The 19062-nt window shown below is 69.5% G+C and carries 14 protein-coding genes; 9 read left to right on the top strand and 5 right to left on the bottom strand.

The features are described 5' to 3' along the window. Positions 1-242 precede the first annotated feature (242 nt). The 4 genes from HUG12_RS14660 (at position 243) to HUG12_RS14645 (ending at position 5429) form a co-directional block, all read left to right on the top strand. Positions 243-1856, top strand: coding sequence for an LVIVD repeat-containing protein (locus HUG12_RS14660; RefSeq protein ID WP_179269489.1), 1614 nt, complete (start codon positions 243-245; stop codon positions 1854-1856). Positions 1857-1877: 21 nt separating this feature from the next. Beyond that, positions 1878-3689 (top strand): S8 family serine peptidase, encoded by a 1812-nt coding sequence (locus HUG12_RS14655; RefSeq protein WP_179269488.1) that lies wholly within the window; start codon positions 1878-1880, stop codon positions 3687-3689. Further along, complete coding sequence (locus HUG12_RS14650) at positions 3686-5008, top strand: hypothetical protein (RefSeq protein WP_179269487.1); 1323 nt, start codon at positions 3686-3688, stop codon at positions 5006-5008. The genes HUG12_RS14655 and HUG12_RS14650 overlap by 4 nt, the downstream gene beginning before the upstream one ends. Positions 5009-5141: 133 nt before the next feature. Next, positions 5142-5429: a GYD domain-containing protein gene (locus tag HUG12_RS14645; protein WP_179269486.1), complete on the top strand. Its 288-nt coding sequence runs from the start codon at positions 5142-5144 to the stop codon at positions 5427-5429. Positions 5430-5512: 83 nt separating this feature from the next. On the opposite strand, the gene HUG12_RS14640 is transcribed toward HUG12_RS14645, so the two are convergent. The 4 genes from HUG12_RS14640 to HUG12_RS14625 form a co-directional block, all read right to left on the bottom strand. Then, positions 5513-7594 (bottom strand): ABC transporter ATP-binding protein, encoded by a 2082-nt coding sequence (locus HUG12_RS14640; protein ID WP_179269485.1) that lies wholly within the window; start codon positions 7592-7594, stop codon positions 5513-5515. A 118-nt stretch (positions 7595-7712) separates the two neighbouring features. Beyond that, on the bottom strand, positions 7713-8597 hold the full coding sequence (locus HUG12_RS14635) for an ABC transporter ATP-binding protein (protein ID WP_179269484.1): 885 nt from the start codon (positions 8595-8597) through the stop codon (positions 7713-7715). Next, positions 8594-9745, bottom strand: coding sequence for a FecCD family ABC transporter permease (locus HUG12_RS14630; RefSeq protein WP_179269483.1), 1152 nt, complete (start codon positions 9743-9745; stop codon positions 8594-8596). The genes HUG12_RS14635 and HUG12_RS14630 overlap by 4 nt, the downstream gene beginning before the upstream one ends. 94 nt (positions 9746-9839) lie before the next feature. Next, positions 9840-11000 (bottom strand): ABC transporter substrate-binding protein, encoded by a 1161-nt coding sequence (locus HUG12_RS14625; protein ID WP_179269482.1) that lies wholly within the window; start codon positions 10998-11000, stop codon positions 9840-9842. 171 nt (positions 11001-11171) lie between these two features. Here HUG12_RS14625 and HUG12_RS14620 point away from each other — a divergent pair, with 171 nt between their 5' ends. The 5 genes from HUG12_RS14620 to HUG12_RS14600 all read left to right on the top strand — a co-directional run bounded on the left by HUG12_RS14620 (position 11172) and on the right by HUG12_RS14600 (position 18624). Continuing rightward, a complete protein-coding gene (locus tag HUG12_RS14620) occupies positions 11172-11732 on the top strand; it encodes an SRPBCC family protein (RefSeq protein ID WP_179269481.1) in 561 nt (186 codons plus the stop codon). Between the two features lie 105 nt (positions 11733-11837). Then, a complete protein-coding gene (gene trkA, locus HUG12_RS14615; RefSeq protein ID WP_179269480.1) occupies positions 11838-13175 on the top strand; it encodes a Trk system potassium transporter TrkA in 1338 nt (445 codons plus the stop codon). Then, positions 13172-14674, top strand: a complete 1503-nt coding sequence (locus HUG12_RS14610) for a TrkH family potassium uptake protein (RefSeq protein ID WP_179269479.1) — start codon at positions 13172-13174, stop codon at positions 14672-14674. Before trkA ends, HUG12_RS14610 begins: the two co-directional genes overlap by 4 nt. Before the next feature lie 104 nt (positions 14675-14778). Next, positions 14779-16419, top strand: coding sequence for a TrkH family potassium uptake protein (locus tag HUG12_RS14605; protein ID WP_179269478.1), 1641 nt, complete (start codon positions 14779-14781; stop codon positions 16417-16419). Positions 16420-16569: 150 nt separating this feature from the next. Further along, positions 16570-18624 (top strand): caspase family protein, encoded by a 2055-nt coding sequence (locus HUG12_RS14600; RefSeq protein ID WP_179269477.1) that lies wholly within the window; start codon positions 16570-16572, stop codon positions 18622-18624. Here HUG12_RS14600 and HUG12_RS21900 read toward each other — a convergent pair whose 3' ends face one another. Beyond that, positions 18625-18756, bottom strand: coding sequence for a DUF7503 family protein (locus HUG12_RS21900; RefSeq protein ID WP_281362302.1), 132 nt, complete (start codon positions 18754-18756; stop codon positions 18625-18627). Positions 18757-19062 lie beyond the last annotated feature (306 nt).

The following is a 19062-nucleotide window of genomic DNA, read 5'->3' as shown; positions in this document are numbered from 1 at the left end:
GTCCTTGGAGCGGGATCAGCGGTCGATGCTGGGGAACACTCCCGGTACCGATGGACGGACGGTCCCGGAACAGGGGGGAATCGTGGACCGGAGTCCCGTACGCCGGCGGGCGTCCGGTCGGTCTCGTCCGGTAGCGACGGGGCGGTCGAGGGCACGTCGAGCACCGCGTACACGTGGCCGTCGCTCCGCGGGGGACGACCCGTCGTGGCGAACCGCGGGGCGAACGCAGGGGGGGACGATCGATGCGTGAACCCGCCGCGAGGGGCGACGGCCGACCGACCGAACCGGGGATCGCGCGACGCGACCTGCTTCGAGCGGGCACGGTCGGGGTGGCGCTCGCCGCGACCACCGGTACCGCGAGCGCCCACGAGTACGGTTCGTCGGGCGAGTCGACCGACGACGGCGACCACGGCCACGCGGACGGGGGGATCCACGGCGCGACGAACAACGTCGACCTGCTCGACTACCACAGCGTCGGCGACGTGGGCCCCTCGAGCGAGAGCGGGCGCGCCACCAGCCCGCACTACGGCGCGCTCTCGGAGATCCGGGTCGAGGGCGACCACGCCTACGTCTCGGTCTTCTCCTCGAAGGACCCGACGAACAACCGCGGCCTCGCGATCCTCGACGTCTCGGCGTTCGAGGACGCCGAGAACGCCAGCGAACTCCGTGAGGCCGAACTCGAGGTCGTCTCGTTCCTCCGGAACGACAACGACGCCTCGGCCGTGATGGACGTGAAGGTCAGCGACGACGGCGACTACGTCTTCATCAGCAAGCAGCCCTACACCGCGCTGTTCGGCGAGACCGACCCGACCGCCGACGCCGACGACGGCGACGCCACCACGGTGAGCGCGGCCGCCTTGCAGGCGGTCGACGTCTCCGACCCGGAGAATCCCCTCGTCGTGGGCACGTACGACGGCTGGGACACCGGGCCGCACAACTCCTGGTACCACCGCATCGGCGGCGCGGAGTACGTGTTCGGCGTGAAGGACCTAAACGACGGGTCGGCCGCCCTCTACGTGTTCCGGTTCGACCGAACGACGGGGGCGCTCGTGCTCGTCAACGAGTGGAACGTCGACGGCAACCTCCCCGACCTGGGGACCGGCGGTACGAACTACATTCACGACATCACGGTTCAGGACGACGAGCGGCTGGACGGGCCCGTCGGCTACCTCTCCTACTGGGACCAGGGACTGTGGGCGCTTGACCTCTCGGACCCGACGGACATCCAGCCCCTGGGGCACTTCTCGATGGGCGCGGCCCACTACGCCGAGCCGACCCCGACGTACGTCGACGGCAAGCGGGTCGTCGTCGCCGGTCAGGAGATCTCCGGTCAGGAGGACGGCTCCAGCGGGAAGGTGTACCTGCTGGACGCCGACGGACTCGATGACGGGTTCGACGGCTCGGACAACGTCGAGAAACTCGACGAGTGGGAGTGGAAGTCGAACGTGACGTTCGAGAACTTCACCCTCAGCCCACACAACTTCAACGTCACCGAGCGGGGGTACGTCCACCTCGGCCACTACCACGGCGGCACGCGGTTCCTGCGGATCGACGAGGGCGACTGGACGCTGGCCGAGAAGGGCTACTTCCAGGCGGCCGAGGCCGTCCCCGAGGAGTCGAAGATGGAGGGGCTGAACCACGCCGCGCCGTTCACGTGGGCGGCCGTCGCGCAGAACGGCGTCACCTACGTCTCGGACGCCAACACAGGCGTCTACGCGCTCCGGTTCAAGCCCGACAGCAGCGGCGACGACCTCAAGAGCAGGCTCGGACTGGCGGCGGGTGCGGCGGGGCTCGGCGGCCTGCTCACCCGCGACAGCGACCGCGTCGGCGACGTGCTCGAGAGGGTCGACGAATGAGGCCGGTTTCCTCCGCCCGCCATGACTGACGAGCCGCGCAGGCGATACGACAGACGCACGGTGCTGAAAGCGGGTGGCGCGCTCGGTGCCACGGCGGCCCTGCCGCTCGCCGCGGACACGGCGAGGGCCGCCGGGACCGTGGACGACCGGCTCGACCTCTCGGCTTCGGACGCGCTCCACGAGGTGATCGTCGTCTTCGCCGACGACGAGTCGGTCGCCCGGCTGTCCGGGGACCTCGACCTCCGGGAGGGGATCTACGAGTATCGGATGCTGTCGATGGCCTACACGGCCCTGACGAGCGGCCAGGTTCGGACGGTCGCGGGCTGGGACGGCGTCCGGCGGGTCCGGAAGGCGGTCGAACTGGAGTACTACGACGACGACGCGCGCGGCCTGGTGGGGGTCGATGCCGCCAGCGACCTCGGCTACGACGGATCGGGCGTGGACGTGGCCGTCATCGACAGCGGGTTCAGCGGACCGCACCCGGACTTCGAGGGGCGGATCGAGTCGAACTGGCAGTGGGTCGACGACCCGCTCGGGAGTCCGGACGCGGACTGGGTGGACCTCGGAGCCGACGCCGACACGGACGACCTGGGTCACGGGACCCACGTCTCGGGGACCATCGCCGGCGACGGGGGCGCGAGCGACGGCCGGTACCGCGGGATGGCCCCCGGCGCGCGCCTGTCGGTGTACTCGACGAACGCCACCCAGTACCTGCCGTACGTCGTCGGCGCGTGGGACCACGTCCTCGCGCGTGCCGACGACCCCGACGTGGACTTCGACCCGGACGTGGTCTCGAACTCCTACGGGGTCGCCCGGGACGTCCGGTACAACCCCGACGACCCGGTGAACGTGGCCACCTGGGAGGCGTACCGCCGCGGGATGGTCGTCGCGTTCGCCGCGGGCAACGACGGCCCGGCCGTCGACACGCTCAACCGGTTCGCGAAGGCGCCCCACGTGCTCTGCGTCGCCGCGACGGACGACGACCGGGAGGTGACGGAGTTCTCCTCGCGCGGCCGCACCCCCGACGAGGACCGCGAGACCAACTACGACCGCCGGACGGCGCTGGGAAACCTCGGCCGGTTCCACGCGGCGATGACCAACGAAGAGCGCACCCTCGACTCCGGGACGTGGGACGGCGAACTCGGACCCTCCGGGACGGGGAGCGACTACCACGCCTGGGAGGCCCCGAACGGGGCCGACGTCCTGGCGCTGACGCTCGATCTCACCCCCGACGGCGAGCAGATCACGGTGACCGTCCACGAGGGCAGCCGGGACGGCACCGAGGTGGGCAAGATGGGCGAGGAGCCGGTCTACCAGCACTACACGCTGACGACCGACGTCACCGGGGGCGAGACCTACTGGATCGAGCTCGAACCCGCCGCGAACGTCGCCGTCACCTACGAGATCGACTACGAGGGCTTCGAGCAGATCAGGGGCGAACCCGAGCAGTTCCGGCCGGTCGGGGTGTACCGGCCGGCCGTCGGGACGCCCGGCAACTCGTTGGTGTCCACGGTCGGACCGACCGACCCGCTGGACGCACTCGAACCCGACGAGGAGCCCTACTACACGCCGATGACCGGCACGTCGATGGCGACGCCGGTGACCGCGGGCGTCGCCACCCTGCTGATAGACGCCGCGAGGATGAACGGTCGCGAGTGGTCGCCCGTGGACGTGATCAACGTCCTCGAGGCGACGGCCGAGGCCGTCCACGGATCGTACACCCCCTGGAACGTCGGCGCGGGCTTCGTGAACGCGGAGGCCGCGGTCCGGCGGGCCGAACGGGGCGAATTCGCCGACTTCGACGAAGTCGAACTCACGGACACTGAATCATGACTGAGCACTCAAGACACTTCGACAGGCGTACGTTCCTGAAGGCATCCGGCGTCGCGCTCGCGGGCGCGACCGCCGCCAGCGGGAGCGTCGCGGGCGAATCGACCTGGAACTACGAACTCGCCGGCGAGGCACTCGACGCGGGCGCACAGGAGGTCGTCGTGCAGGACGACTGGGCGTACACCGCCAACGGCGCGTCCATCGCCACGGTCGACCTCTCCGATCCGACCGCCCCGTTGCTCGGCGGGACGGCGCCGGGCCACGGCGACGACAACAAGGACGTCAAGGTCGCCGGCGACGTCGCCGGCCTCGCGGACGATGGGAGCGCCGGCGGGGTGACGTTCTTCGACGTGAGCGACCCCGCGGTCCCGGTCGAACTCTCGTTCTACGACGCCGCGAGCGGCGTCCACAACTGCTATCTCGAGGACGACTACGCGTACCTCTGTATCAACGACAGCTTCGCGTACGCCAGAATGGTGATCGTGGACGTCTCCGACCCCGAGAACCCCGTGAGCCTCGAGGGTGACGAACGAGGATCGGGGGGTGCGTGGATGTTGCGCGACCGCCATCCCGACATGGCCGACGCGGGGGTCAACCCGATCCACGACATCTACGTCCAGGACGACCTCGCGTACATGTGCTTCTGGGACGCGGGCGTCGTCGTCGCGGACGTCTCCGACCCGACGGACCCGCGCGCGGTGGCCCACTTCGGCGCGGCCGACGACGCCGGCGAGCGACCGGAGGACGCCGTCGAGCAGTACGAGCGCTACCTCGGGGGCCACGAGACGAACGCCCACTACGTCCGGCCGACGCCGGACGGGGAGTACACCCTCGTGGGCGCGGAGACGTTCCCGGGCCCGTACGAGGACGCGGTAGTCCCGGGCGACCACGGCGGAATCCGGATCTTCGACACCGGCGACCTGTCGACCGACTCGGAACCGGGCGATCCCCACGAGGGGCACGTCGGATACATCCCCGCGCCCGACCGCCCCGCGGACGCGCTCCGCACGAGCCACAACTTCGACGTGACCGACTCGAAGGTGTTCGCGTCGTTCTACCAGGGCGGGATCCACGCCTACGACATCGAGGACCCAGGCGACCCCCGACACCTCGCCGGGTTCGCCGCCCCCGGAACGGCCTACTGGGCGGCCGTGGACCTCCCGACCGCCGGCCCCCGTCGGTACACCGTCGGGTCGGACATCGGGAAGGGGCTGACGGTGCTCGAACTGAACCACGAGACGCCGGGCGAGCAGAGCTGGGACGCCGACGAGGAACTCGGCCCCGACGACGTGCTGACGGGGACGATGGGGAAGCCGCTGTAGCCGGACGGGTTCCCGCCGGCGCGACCCGCCGATCGGTTCGCCCTCCGCTTCCCGGCGGCGTGTGCGGGAACGCCTCCTCGAGTGTCGTTTCGGGGAAACAAGACATATGATTCCGGGGACCGACTTCCGGCACGTGTCCACGTACATCGCGCTGGCCGACGTGAACGAACAGGAGTTCCAGAACCCCCAGGAGCTCGTGTCCATCTGGGGCGACATCCGCGAGGACGTCGAGAAGCTCGGCGGCGAACTCCTCGACAGCTACGCGCTCGTGGGCGGGTACGACTTCGTCGTCACCTTCGAGGTGGACGAGGAGGACGCGGCCATGCAGATCGCGATGGCGATCGAGCGACACGGGCTCGACACCCAGACGATGCGCGCGATCCCCACCGATCGGTTGGGCGAACTCGTCGACGACATCTGAACCGGGGGAGCGCCCCCGGTCGTCCACCCGTCACCTTCCCACCCGTCCGTACCCGCCCGACGAACGGCCCCCGCTCGACACGTTCAGTCGTCCTCGTTCGGGGGGACGGTCTCCGCCTGCCGTTCCCTGGCGCGCTGGACGAACGACTCGGGGAGCGACTCGATCTCGCCGGCCTGCACGCCCCAGAGCTTCGCGTACAGCCCGTCCGCCGAGAGGAGTTCCTCGTGCACCCCACGTTCGACCACCTCGCCGCCCTCGAGGACGAGTATCTCGTCGGCGTCCTTCACCGTCGAGAGCCGGTGTGCGATGACGAACGTGGTGCGGTCGGCCGCCAGCCTGTCGAGCGAGCGCTGGATGAGCAGCTCGGTCTCGGTGTCCACCGCGGAGGTCGCCTCGTCGAGCACGAGGACGTCGGGGTCCTGGAGGACGGTCCGGGCGATGGAGAGCCGCTGACGCTGGCCGCCCGAGAGCTTCACGCCGCGCTCGCCGACCTCGGTGTCGTAGGCCTCCGGCAGGTTCCGGATGAACTCGTGGGCCTCCGCGGCCTTCGCGGCGGCCTCGACGTCCCCCTGCACCTCGGCGACCTCTCCGTTCCCGCCCCGGGCGCCCGCCGAACCGAACGTGCCGTACAGCACGTTCTCGGCCACGGTCCCGTCGAAGAGGAACGTGTCCTGGCTCACGTAGCCCACCGACCGGCGGAGGCTCCGCGCGGTCACCTCGCGCACGTCGTGGCCGTCCACCCGGACCGCGCCGCGGTTCACGTCGTACAGGCGCAACAGCAGCTTCAGGAGCGTCGACTTCCCCGCCCCGGTCGGCCCGACGAGCGCGACCGTCTCGCCCGGCTCGACCGCGAAGTCGACGTCCCGAAGGATCCAGTCGTCGCCGCCGTCCGTACGCCCGTCCTCCCGGGGGCCGCCCTCGGAGGGACCGTCTTCCGGGGAACCGCCGTCCGCACGCGCCGGTTCGACCGGGGTCGACCCGGCGTCGGCGGGGTCGCCGTCCGCGTACCGGAACGAGACGCCGTCGTACTCGACGGCGCCCTCGACGTCGTCCAGTTCCAGCGCGTCCGGCTCGTCGGTCACCCGCCGCGGGACGTCCTGCAGGCCGAACACGCGCTCACACGACGCCTTCGCGTTCTCGTACTGGGAGACGATGTTGGACACCTCCGCCAGCGGCGTGACGAACCGCTGGGAGAGAAAGAGGAACGTGACGAACGCGCCCGCCGTCAGATCGCCGGAGAGCGGCCCCGGCGCCGTCCCGCCGATGAGCCAGATGCCCCCGACGACGAAGGTGACCGCGAAGGAGACGCCGGCCAGCAGTTCCATCCCCGGCCGGTAGACGTAGTTCAGCCGGAGCATCGAGAGCGTCCTCCGGTAGTAGGCGAGCGAACTCCGGCGGACGCGGTCGGTCTCGTACGCCTCGCTCCCCGTCGACTTCACGAGCCGGATGCCGCCGAGCGCGTTCTCCAGTCGGGTGTTGAGGTCGGCGACCGCCTCGCGTTGGGCGGCGTAGCGCGGCTCGACCGCCTTCATGAACCAGTAGGTGAACCCGACCATCGCCGGGACGGCGACGAGGGTGAGCGCGGCGAGCTGGGCGTTCTCGAGGAACAGCACGATCCCGATGCCGACGAGCATCACGCCGATGCGGACGGAGTTCTGAAGCGCGTCGTCGAGGAACCGCTCGAGGTTCGTCGCGTCGTTGTTCAGGACGGACATCACCTCCCCGGTCTGTTTGCCGTCGAAGAACCACATGTCCAGGTCCTGCATCTTCGCGTACGAGTCGGTTCGGACCGCGTGCATCACGCTGTGGGCGAAGTTGTTCGCGGCGACGCCGTACACCCAGGTCAGCACGGCGGTCACAAGGAACGCCCCGACGATGAGCGCCGCCGAGAACCAGAACTGTTCGGCGTCGGGCGCGTCCGTCGGGAGCAGCGACGCGGGGACCAGCGGGAGCGCGTACGGGTCGTCGCCCTGGAAGGAGCTGTCGATGGCGGCGCCGAGCACGACCGGCGGGAGCAGGCTGGCCGCCCGGGCGACGACGTTCGCGGTCATCCCCAGCACGAGCCAGCGCCACTCGTCGGTGCCGTACTCCGTGAACAGCCGATGGAGGGGACGACTCACGCGGTCCCGGTAGACGTCGAAGACGCTCGCGTCGTCCGCGCTCATCCGTTACGAATCGAAACCCGACGGACCGCCTTATGTTCCCCGGCTTTCACTCGACGGACGGCGCCCGGCGCTCGTCGAGGGACGGGCGGGGCGCGCCGACGGTCGGTCGGACGGACGGTCAGTCCGACCCCTCGCCGAGCGGGCGCCGGGGGGTGACCGTCGGCCCCTCGGGTCCGAACCCGACGTCGGCCTCGACGCCGAACACCTCGCGCACGAGGTCGGTCGTCACCACCTCGTCGGGCGGGCCCCAGTCGTACGGCTCGCCGTCCTTCAGCGCGACGAGGTTGTCCGCGAACCTGGCCGCCTGGCCGACGTCGTGGAGGACCACCGCGACGGTGACGCCGCGCTCGTCGTTCAGTTCGCGGACGGCCTCGAGCACCCGAAGCTGGTGGTGGAGGTCGAGGTACGTCGTCGGCTCGTCCAGCAGCAGCACGTCCGTCTCCTGTGCCAGCACCATCGCGAGCCAGGCGAGCTGTTTCTGCCCGCCCGAGAGGTCGCCCACCGCCCGGTCCGCGAGCGGTTCGACCCCGACGAGCCCCAGCGCGCGGTCGACGGCGCGCTCGTCGCCCTCGTCGACCGGTTCGAAGAAGCTCCGGTGCGGGTAGCGGCCGTGCATCGCGAGTTCGCGGACGGACGTCGAGTCGGGCGCCACGTTCTCCTGGGAGAGCATGCCGAGCGTGCGGGCGAGCTCCTTGGCGCCGAACGCGTCCACCTCGCGGCCGTCGAGCAGCACCGACCCGCGGTCGGGTCCCTTCTCCCCGGCCATCGCCCGCAGGAGCGTCGACTTCCCGCTCCCGTTCGGGCCGACCAGGGCGGTCACCTCGCCCGCAGGAACGACCAGCGTCTCCGCCTCGACGACCGGCTCGCCGGCCCCGTAGGAGAGCGCGACGTCGTCCACGTACAGCTCCGGGCTGTCGGCCGCTCCGCGACGGTTCCGAGGGGTCGTCCCGCCGCCGTCGGCCCCGGTCGCGTCGTCGCCGTCGGGGTCGCCGAGGGAACTCATAGGTCCCCCAGCGCCTCCGTTCTCCGCATCAGGTAGAGGAAGTACGGGCCGCCGATGAGACCCGTGACGATCCCGACCGGAACCTGCCCGGAGGGCAGCGCGAGCCGGGCGCCCGCGTCGGCGACGGTCATCAGCGCCGGACCCACGAACAGACAGCCGACGACGAGCCGCTTGTAGTCGCTTCCGACGAGTTGGCGGACCATGTGCGGGACGATGAGGCCGACGAAGCTGACGATCCCGGCCACGGCGATCGCGGTCGAGGCGGCGAGGATGGCGACGCCCGACAGCAGAAAGCGGGTCCGTTCGACGCGCATTCCGAGCGACCTCGCGGTGCGCTCGCCGAGGAGGAGGACGTTGAGCTGTCGCGAACCGACGAGCGCGAGCGCGAGCGCGACGACCGTCCACGGAAGCGAGATCCGCACCTGCTCCCAGTCGACGCCGGTGAGCGATCCGGTCGTCCACGCGATGGCCGTCTGGACCACCGCCAGGTCGTCCGCGACGAGGAACAGGCCGGTCTGGAGCGACTGGAAGACGGTCGAGACGATCACGCCGGCGAGCACCAGCCTGACGGGGCTGGTCCCGCCCCTCCAGGCGATGGCGTACACCACCAGGAAGGCGAGCATGCCGCCGAGCGCGGCGATGAGCGGGAGGAACCGCGTGAGGGTGCTGAAGACGATCAGCGTGAGGAGGATCGCGAGCCCCGCGCCGGAGGAGACGCCGAGGATGTAGGGGGAGGCGAGTTCGTTCCGGGTCACGGCCTGGAACACCGCGCCGGAGACGGCGAGGTTCGCGCCGACGAACGCCGCGACCACGACGCGGGGCATCCGGATGCGCCACACGACCAGCGTTTCCCGGGACAGTTCGACCGCCGCCGTCGAGAGGCCGACCGCCCGCGCGACTTCCGTTCCGAGCGCGTCGCCCAGGAACAGGCGGAGGAAGAACTGCGGGTTCGTCCAGACGACCGGATCGAACACCGCGCGCCAGGCGGCGGGAATCGACATCGTGTAGTCGCCGAAGCTGACCTGGACGAGTCCGGCCGAGAACGCGATCAGAAGGCTCCCCAGCACGACGGTGACGAGCGGGCCGTCGACCCACGTGAGACGGTCCCGCACCGCGCCCGTCCGGAGCGACCGGGTCCCCCCGGCCATCACCGGTCACTCCCCGTCCGACAGTGCATGGTGTTTAGGCGACCCTAATTCGGCAAAAGGCCTTCGGTCCGGAGGTCCCGGCGAGGGGAGCCCCTCAGACGTCGCCGTTAACGATCCCGGCGACCCGGTTCCGGTCGAACAGTTCGTCCTCCACGCCGTACACCTGCCCGGCGGCCCGTTCGGTGAGGACCAGGTTGGTGATGGGGCCCTGATAGAGCGGGCCGCCGCGGAACACGTCGCCGTTCCGGACGGCCGTGAGGGAACTCGCCACGTCGTGGTCCTCCATGAACGAGACGACGGTGTCGCGGAACTCCCGCCCGGTCTTGGCCTCCTGTCCGCGGAAGAGCAGCACATCGGGGTCGATCTCCAGCAGCGTCTCGTAGTCGATCCGGCCTCGGTTGCTGTGGAAGTCCTGCACGTCCGTCTCCGCGAGCGCGTCCCGGACGCCCAGGTCGCGCCACTGCTTGAAGCTGGTTCCCTCGCCGACGAGGTACGGCGAGAACGTCTCGGGTTCGTCGCCGTCCGCCCACATGATGGCGACGGCGGGCCGTTCGCCCTCCGGGGGAACGACGTCCGCCAGCGACGCCTGGAACTCCTCGTGGAGCGACGCGAACGCCCCGTACCGGTCCGTGCGCTGGAACACCTCCGCGAGCTTGCCGAACGCCTCGTAGAGGCCGTAGTACTCGTAGTCCTCGTGCCAGGCGTAGCCGGTCGAGAAGATGCTGTTCCCGAAGAACGGCGCGACCCCCTGGCTGATCTCGTCGACGTCATCCTGATCCCACCCCTTGAACCGGTTCATCAGGAAGTTGGGGTCGATGACGTGGACGTCGGCGTCGAGTTCGAGGAACAGTTCCTTGTCGACGCCGTCCTGGTACAGGTCCACCATCCCGCTCGCGTCGACGGACACCCCGTCGATGTCGTCGTAGTACTGCGTGTGGTACCGGCTGGTGAGCCAGACCCCCTTCGGCGGCTCCATCCCGAGCGCGACGCCCATGTCGGCCCAGCTTCCGTTGTTCGCGACCCAGGTCTCCGGGACCTCGTCGAACGTGACCTCGCCGACCGGCTCCATCGAGACGCTGTAGGAGCCGTCCGCGTCGGTTCCGGAGCCGCTCGACGACTCCTGGGGGGTCCCAGTCGATCCGTCGCCCGATCCATCCGTGGGCGAACCAGCTTCGGGGTCGGTCGAGCCCGCACACCCGGCCAGTCCGGTCGTCAGCGCGCCGCCGGCGACGGCGACGAACTCCCGTCGATGCATGCTCTTTCGGCTTGCCTAAACATTCATAAGCCCGTCGGTTTTTCGGCGGGCCTAACAATCTCCCGGCGGTCGCTTTCCGCCGGTGCCGTCCGCCGCCGACGTCCCGGAGGGGACGCCCTCCGGCGGTCCGCCGCCCGGAACGCTTACCTGGAACCCGACGAACCTCCCCGCGTGGACGAACTGGCCGTCACGACCGACGTGTACGTGTCGCCGGCCGAGGCGTTCGAGTTCCTGCTGGACTTCGAGAGCTACGCGGAGTACACGAAGTACCTCGACCGCGTGTCCTGTACCCACGGCGACGGCGGACCCGGGAGCCGGTACGCGTTCCGCTTCTCGTGGTGGAAGCTCACCTACACCGCCCGGTCGGAGGTGACGGACGTCGAGCCCCCGACCCGCATCGACTGGCGCGTGACGAAGGACGTCGACGCGCACGGCTCCTGGCTGGTCGAACCGCTAGAGCCCCTCCCAGCTGAAGCGCCCGCCGACGCCGAGGAGGGGAGCCGGGTCACCTTCGAGGTCCGGTTCGACGCCGAGTCCGCCGACGAGTCGGCCGTGTCGCTCCCCCGGTTCGTCTCCTTCGGCCGGGTGCTGGACCGTGTACGGCCGCTGGTCCGTGAGGAGGCCGAACGCGTCGTCCGGCGCGCGGTCCGGGAACTCGAGGGGAGGGAGCGGGAGGTTCGACTCGACGTGCGGTCGGAGGACGGCCCGTCCGGGGACGGCGGGACGCGCTGACCGGACCACCGTGGCCGCGCTCTCGGGCGTCACGGCCGTCGCGGGGTCGGAACCCTCATACTGCCCCCGCCTGACACACCACGTAATGATCGAGGTGGTCGCCTGATGCGCGTCGTCATCATCGGCGCCGGACAGGTCGGGGAGTCCATCGCCGACGACCTCGACGACACCCACGAGGTCGTCGTCGTCGAGCGCGATTCGGAGCGGTGTGAGGAACTGACCTACTCGCTGGACGTGCTGACGGTCAACGGCGACGGGACGTCGGTCGACACGCTGGAGGAGGCCGGCGTGGCGGACGCGGAGATCGTCATCGCCTCGACCGACGACGACGAGACCAACATCGTCGCCTGTTCGACGGTGAAAGCGATCACCGACGCGTTCACCATCGCGCGCGTGAAGGCGACCGAGTACCTGAAGACCTGGCGCCGGTCCGAGACCGCGTTCGGCATCGACTTCATGGTGTGTACGAACCTGCTCACCGCACAGTCGGTCGTCCGCGTCGTCGGCCTCCCGGCGGCGCTGGACGTCGACCCCTTCGCGGGCGGGAAGGTACAGATGGCCGAGTTCGAGGTGGCTTCCGACAGCGAGGTGGTCGGAGAGACCGTCGCGGAGGCGGACCGGTTCGACTCGCTCACGTTCGTCGCAGTCCTCCGGAACGGCGACGTCGTCATCCCGACCGGCGAGACCGTCATCAGCGGGGGCGACAGGCTCGTCGTCATCGGGAGCCCCGAGAGCGTCCGCGGGTTCGCGCCGACCGTCGCCAGCAGGGAACAGCAGGCCGAGGTGTCCGAACTGGTCGTCGTCGGCGGCTCGGAGATCGGCTACCACGTCGCCCGACTGTTCGAGGACCGGGGCATCTCGGTCCGGGTCATAGAGCAGGATCCGGATCGGGCCCGCGAACTCGCGGAGCTGCTCCCCGACTCGGTCGTGCTCCAGTCGGACGCGACCGACGTGGAGTTCCTGGAGCGGGAACACGTCGGCGACGCGGACGTGCTCGTGAGCGCGCTCGACGCCGACGAGAAGAACCTGCTCGCGTGCCTGCTCGGGAAGCGGCTCGGCGTCGGACGGACCGTCTCGATCGTCGACAGCGACCCGTACATCGAACTGTTCGAGACCGTCGGTGTGGACGTCGCCATCAGCCCGCGCGCGGTCGTCGCCGAGGAGATCACCCGGTTCACGCGCGAGAACCGGGCCGAGAACGTGGCGCTCATCGAGTCCCACAAGGCGGAGGTCATCGAGATCGAGATCGAGGCCGACAGCCCCCTCGCAGGCAGGACCATCCAGGAGTCGGTGGCCCAACTCCCGGAGCGCGTCGTCTTCGGTGCCATCACCCGGAACGACTCGTTCGTGACGCCCCGCGGTGACACCGTCATCGAGACGGGCGATCACGTCGTCGCGTTCGCGCCGGCCGACGTGGTGGCGGACCTCACGGCCAAACTGTGAGGCTCCGCGTCGACTGGCGCGTCAGCATCGCCCTGCTGGGTCGCGTGCTCCGCTGGCTCGCGCTCGCGCCTGCCGTGCCTGTCGCCGCGGCGCTGTGGTACGGCGAGACGCTCGTCCCCTACCTCGTCGCGTCGGCGGTCTCGCTCGCGGCGGGATCCGTGCTGGAGTACGTCGGCCGGTGGGACACCGAGAACGTCGGCGCCCGGGAGGCGTACCTCGCCGTCTCGCTCGTCTGGCTCTGCATCGCGCTGGTGGGGGCCGTCCCGTTCGTCCTCGGCGGCGCGGGCGAGCTCTCCACCCCCGAGTACGCGCTCTTCGAGGCGATGAGCGGCATCACGACGACCGGCGCGACCGTCCTCGTCGACTTCGGCGCCCAGCCGCGGTCGCTGCTGCTGTGGCGGTCGTTCCTCCAGTGGCTCGGCGGCCTCGGCATCCTCGCGCTCGCGACGGCCGTGCTGGCGACGCTGGGCGTCGGCGGCGCACAGCTCATGGAGACGGAGTCGCAGTTGGACGACGTCAACAAGCTCACGCCGCGGCTCATCGACACCGCCCGCATCATCTGGGGGCTGTACGTCCTGCTCACGCTGGCTACCATCGGCCTCCTGTTCGCGCTCAGGTTGATCGGCGTCGCCCCCGAAATGACGTTCTACGACGCCGTCGCCCACGCGTTCACCTCCATCTCGACGAGCGGGTTCTCGCCCCGGCCGGACAGCGCGGGCGCCTTCTCGGCGGTCGTCCAGTGGACGTTCGTGCTCGTGATGGTCGTCGGCGCGACGAACTTCGTCCTCCTGTATCACCTGTTCCAGCGGGACCTCGAGCGGATCAGGCGGAGCGACGAGTTCCGCTTCTACGTCGGCGTGCTCGCCGGCGCGGCGGCGCTCGTGTTCGTGCTGCTGGTCGTGACGCCGGGCGCCGACGGCGTCTCCGAGAGGACGCTCCGGGACTCCGTGTTCCAGGTCGTCTCCATCGTGACGACGACCGGCTACGCGACGCTGGACTACACGGTGTGGCCGGCGTCCGCGAAACACGTCCTCTTCATGCTCATGTTCGCCGGCGGGATGGCGGGCAGCACCACGTGTTCGGTGAAGGTGCTCCGCTGGCTCGTCATCGGACGCGCGTTCCGCCGGGACCTGTTCACGACCGTCCACCCCGACGCGGTCAGGCCCGTGCGCCTGGGCGGTCGCGCCGTCCCGGAGGAGGCCGTCCGCGACATCTACGCGTACACGCTCCTCGTCATCATCGGGTTCTTCCTCGGGGCGGTGCTGCTCGTCGTGGACTCCGCTCGCGTGGGGCTCCGGCTCTCGGAGTTCGAGGCGATGGGGGCCGCGGCGTCGACGTTCCTCAACATCGGGCCGGCGTTCGGGCTCGCGGGCCCGTTCGACAGCTACGCCCCGTTCCCGCGCTCGTCGAAGCTGCTGATGGTCGTCATGATGTGGATCGGCCGGCTGGAGATCATCCCGGTGCTCGTCCTGCTGACGCCGGCGTACTGGCGGTCCTGACGCGGGCGTCCGGATCGCCGGCCGGACGCTCCCGACGGGCCCGGAGCGTCCCGCCGCGAGTCAGAAACGGGGAATTCATACCGGTCAGTCGAGTGGCCCGGAGTATGTCGCGAAGGGCCTGGGCGGTCACGGTACGGTACCGGGCCAGTCTGAGTCTGGTCGGGACCGTGCTCAGGTACCTCTCGATCCCGCTTCTCGTGCCGCTCCTCGTCTCGCTGTACTACGCCGAGAGCGTCGTCCCGTTCGTCGTCGCCGTCCTCCTCACCGCCGGACTCGGCACCGCCCTCGAACGGCTCGATCCCGACCCGGACCTCGGCGCCCGTGAGGGGCTGTTGATGGTGGCATTCACGTGGTTCGCGGTCGCGGTCGTCGGGTCGGTGCCGTATCTCGTCGAGGCGCACGGCGTCCCGGGGCTGATGGCTCCGATCCACCCGGACTCGACGCTCGGGAACCCGGCGAACGCGCTGTTCGAGGCCATGTCCGGGTTCACGACGACGGGCGCGACGGTGCTGGGCGACATCTCGTTCGACTCCCACACCCGCGGCGTCATGCTGTGGCGACAGCTCACCCAGTGGCTCGGCGGGATGGGAATCGTCGTGCTCGCGGTCGCCATCCTCCCGGAACTGTCGGTGGGGGGCGCACAGCTCATGGACGCGGAGGCGCCGGGCCCCGGAATCGAGAAGTTCACGCCACGGATCGCCAGGACGGCACGCATCCTCTGGGCCGCGTACATGGGCTTCACCGCGATCGAGATCGGCCTGCTGTACGGGTTACACGTCGTCGGCCCGCCGCTCGGGATGCCCGGGCTAGCGCCGAACATGGACCTTTACAACGCCGTCGCACACGGACTCACGACGATGCCGACCGGCGGGTTCTCCCCCGAGGCGCGGTCCATCGAGGCGTTCTCGGCGGCGGTGCAGTGGGTCGTCATCCCGTTCATGGTCGTGGCCGGGACGAACTTCGCGCTGTTCTGGCACGCGCTTGCCGGCGACCGGACGCGGCTGTTCGAGGATCAGGAGTGGCGGGCGTTCCTGGGGGTGCTGGGCGTGCTGGGAGCAATCGTCTCCGCGGTGCTTTTCACGGGCTCGGGGTTCGTCGAAACCGCGCCGAGCGGAGGGACCTTCGAGACGGCGTATCTGACGGACGTCGCGGCGGCAGTCGGCGCGAGCGTCGAGCCGTCGATTCGTCACGCGCTGTTCCAGGTCGTCTCCATCGTGACGACGACCGGCTACGCGAACACCGACTTCAACGCCTGGAGCCCGGTGCTCAAGTACGCGCTCCTGTTCGGGATGTTCGTCGGCGGGTCGGCCGGTTCGACGGGCGGCGGCGTGAAGGTCGTCCGGTGGTACATCGTCCTCAAGACCGTCCGACGGGAGCTGTTCACGACGTCCCACCCCGCGGCGGTCCGCCCCGTCCGGCTCAACGGCCGGCCGCTCGACGAGGACGGCATCCGGGGCGTGTTCGCGTTCACCGCGCTGTACCTGGTGCTGTTCTTCCTGGGTACCCTCGTCCTGTTCCTCGACGCCGCTCGCGTCGGACAGGGGCTGAGCGTGCTCGCCACGATGAGCGCCGTCGCCGCGACCCTCGGGAACGTCGGTCCTGGGTTCGGGGCGGTCGGCCCGATGGGGAGCTATCTGGGCTTTTCCGCGCCGGCCAAGCTGCTGATGGTGGTCCTCATGTGGATCGGCCGGCTGGAGATCATCCCGGTGCTGGCGTGTCTCACGCCGGAGTTCTGGCGGCGCTAGTCGGCTCCGGCGGAATCGGGAGTCGACGTCGGAGCGACGGCGCGTAACGCTTTAATACGATCTGGAGGATTGTCCATCCCGAATGCGACGACGTTGGGGGGACGACGAGGGCGGCCGTCGCCGGTGTCGACCGTGCGGGGGGCGCCGACGGTGATACGGTTCGAACGGGACGGGGAGGACCTGCTGGTCCGGGACGACATCGAGGACGTGTCGTTCAGGGTCGACGCGGGCGGCGCCGGCCGACGCGCGACCGACGCGGACGGCTTCGTGTTCCCCGTCGACTCGGCCGTGACCGTGGAGACCGACCACCTCGCCTTCCGGAAGCCCGTGGCCGTGTACGTCCGGGAGGACGGGTCGCCGGTCGACTCCTGTCCGCCGGGACAGTGTACGGCGATCGACGCGGGACGGTACGAACTGGAGGTGTCGTCCGCCCCGATGAAGCTGTACCTCCGGCTGGACGGCCCGTTCCGCATCGACAGCGAGGGGGACCGAACGCGGTTCGAGTACGACGGGACCCGGACGGTCCGCGTCGGCGCCCGGTCGTTCCACGGGCGGCCCGCGGGCACGGTCACGGTACCGGAGACGCCACGGGGCCTGATGGACGCCGTCTCGACGTTCGGGTCGGCGCTCGCAACCACCTCCCCCGAACGCTCGTTCCCCACGCTGCGTGGGCACCCGCCGCTCGTCTCGTTCGGGGACGAGCGCGAGATTCCGTCGTTCGCCGCCCCGCCCGGGACCGGGGTCAGGATCGCCGTCCCCGAGGAGTGGGGTGCGGTGTACACCGTCGCGACGCTCGCGTACTACCTCGGGGCGACGGTGGTTCCCGGCGACGCGCCGGCGGTCACGGCCGCCGGGACGACCCACCGTCTCGACGGCGGGGGCCTCGCGGCCGAGACGAGGGAGTTCCTCGAACACGTGTTCCTGCTCGACTGCGTCGTCCGGACCGAGGGGTTCTACGACGTCGACCTCCACGAGCGCCGCGTCGTCGACGAGCGCGTCGACCTGGACCTCGGCCGGCTGTACGACCTCCCGCTCGACGAGCGTCTCGCCGCCTACGTCGACGTCCCGACGGACGATCTCTCGGGGCTCCTCGACTGGCACCTCACCGCGGACGTGGCGCCCGAGCCCTCCAGCGCGGAGCTGCTCCCGTTCGTCGTGAACGACCTCTCGGCGATCAGGAACCCCGAGGCGATCCCGGCGGCAGCCGAGCGGCAGGAGGACTCGCTGGGCGACTTCTACCGATCCGAGGACGAGGGCGGGGTCGGGGTCGACGGGGACGCCTTCGAGGACGAGACGGTCGTCACCCCCGAGCCGGTCGACACGGTGGGGCACGTCTGGGTCGGCGACGGCTACCCCGTGGGCGCCTCGAAGCCGACGGTCGGCTCGTACCGCCGACGGCTCGACCAGCCTGCCTCGGAGTCGCGGGTCATCGACGTCCAGGTCGTCTGCAACGAGGACGAGATGCGCGAGGAGACCGAACAGCTCTACGGCTTCCGCGACTACCTCGAGTTCGACATCGACATCGCGTTCGACCTGACGTGCGAGCAGTTGCGCGAGCTGCTCGCGGCCGAACACGACTTCCTCCACTTCGTCGGCCACGTCGACGCCGAGGGGATGAAGTGTTCGGACGGGTATCTGGACCTCCACACCCTCGAGGGGACCGGCGTGAAGGCGTTCCTCCTGAACGCCTGCACCTCCTACACCCAGGGGATGGAACTCGTCCGGGCCGGCAGCATCGGCGGGCTGGTGACGACGACGGACGTCGGCAACATCATGGCGACGAACGCCGGCCGGACGATGGCGCGACTGCTCGACTACGGCTTCGACCTCCACGGCGTCCTCGACGTCGTGAAGAAGGTCCACGTCGTCGGCGGGGCGTACTCGGTCGTCGGCGACGCCGGGGTGACGCTGTGTCAGGCTGATAGCGGTGCCCCGACGTTGGTCGAGATCATGACGCGGAACAAACCTTCGGAGGACCGATTCGAGATCACTCATCGAGTCGTCCCTAACCGGAGCTACGGCGCCGGGAGCTTCTTCGTCGATCACTTCGACGAGGACGGGGCGTATTATCTCCTCGGTAGCAGGCCGCCGACCCTGACGATAGAAAGGGAAAACCTTCAATCGACTACCAAACAGAAGCGGACGCCGTTAATTATCGATCACGAACTGCAGTGGTCGGACGAACTCGACTTCTCGAAGATATGATTACGGGCCGTTGAAGCAGGACGCCGTCGCCGCCGCGTTGCCCGCGCTGGCGAGCAGCATGCACATCATGAAGACGGCGCCGCAGGCTCTCGGGTGCGATGCGAGGTAGGTCTTGACCGGGTTGTCGGACATGACGTTTCGTTCGGGGGGAGATACAGAGGAATAATTACCTAAATATTCCTGCCACTTCGATAACTGAATCGATTTGAAAACTCAGGATTCGATGAAGGTCGGTCAGAATCGACGGTTTCAGACCGCCACAGCCCCATTCTCAAATAAAGTACCGGGAGTACATAAGGAATGTTATTCATTTCTTACTAGATATCAGAGATTTCAATAGCGTTCATCGATCGGGCCGAACGAACTCGAAGCGAGCAGCCCGCTAGAAACGGTTCGAGGGCCGCTGAAACCTGCACGTGGGAGGATCGTCGAACGGGG

The organism is Halorarum salinum (assembly GCF_013402875.1).
Classification (GTDB): Archaea; Halobacteriota; Halobacteria; order Halobacteriales; family Haloferacaceae; genus Halorarum; species Halorarum salinum.
Note: the sequence above shows the minus strand (reverse complement) of the source record. Positions and strands in the feature narration are given on the sequence as shown.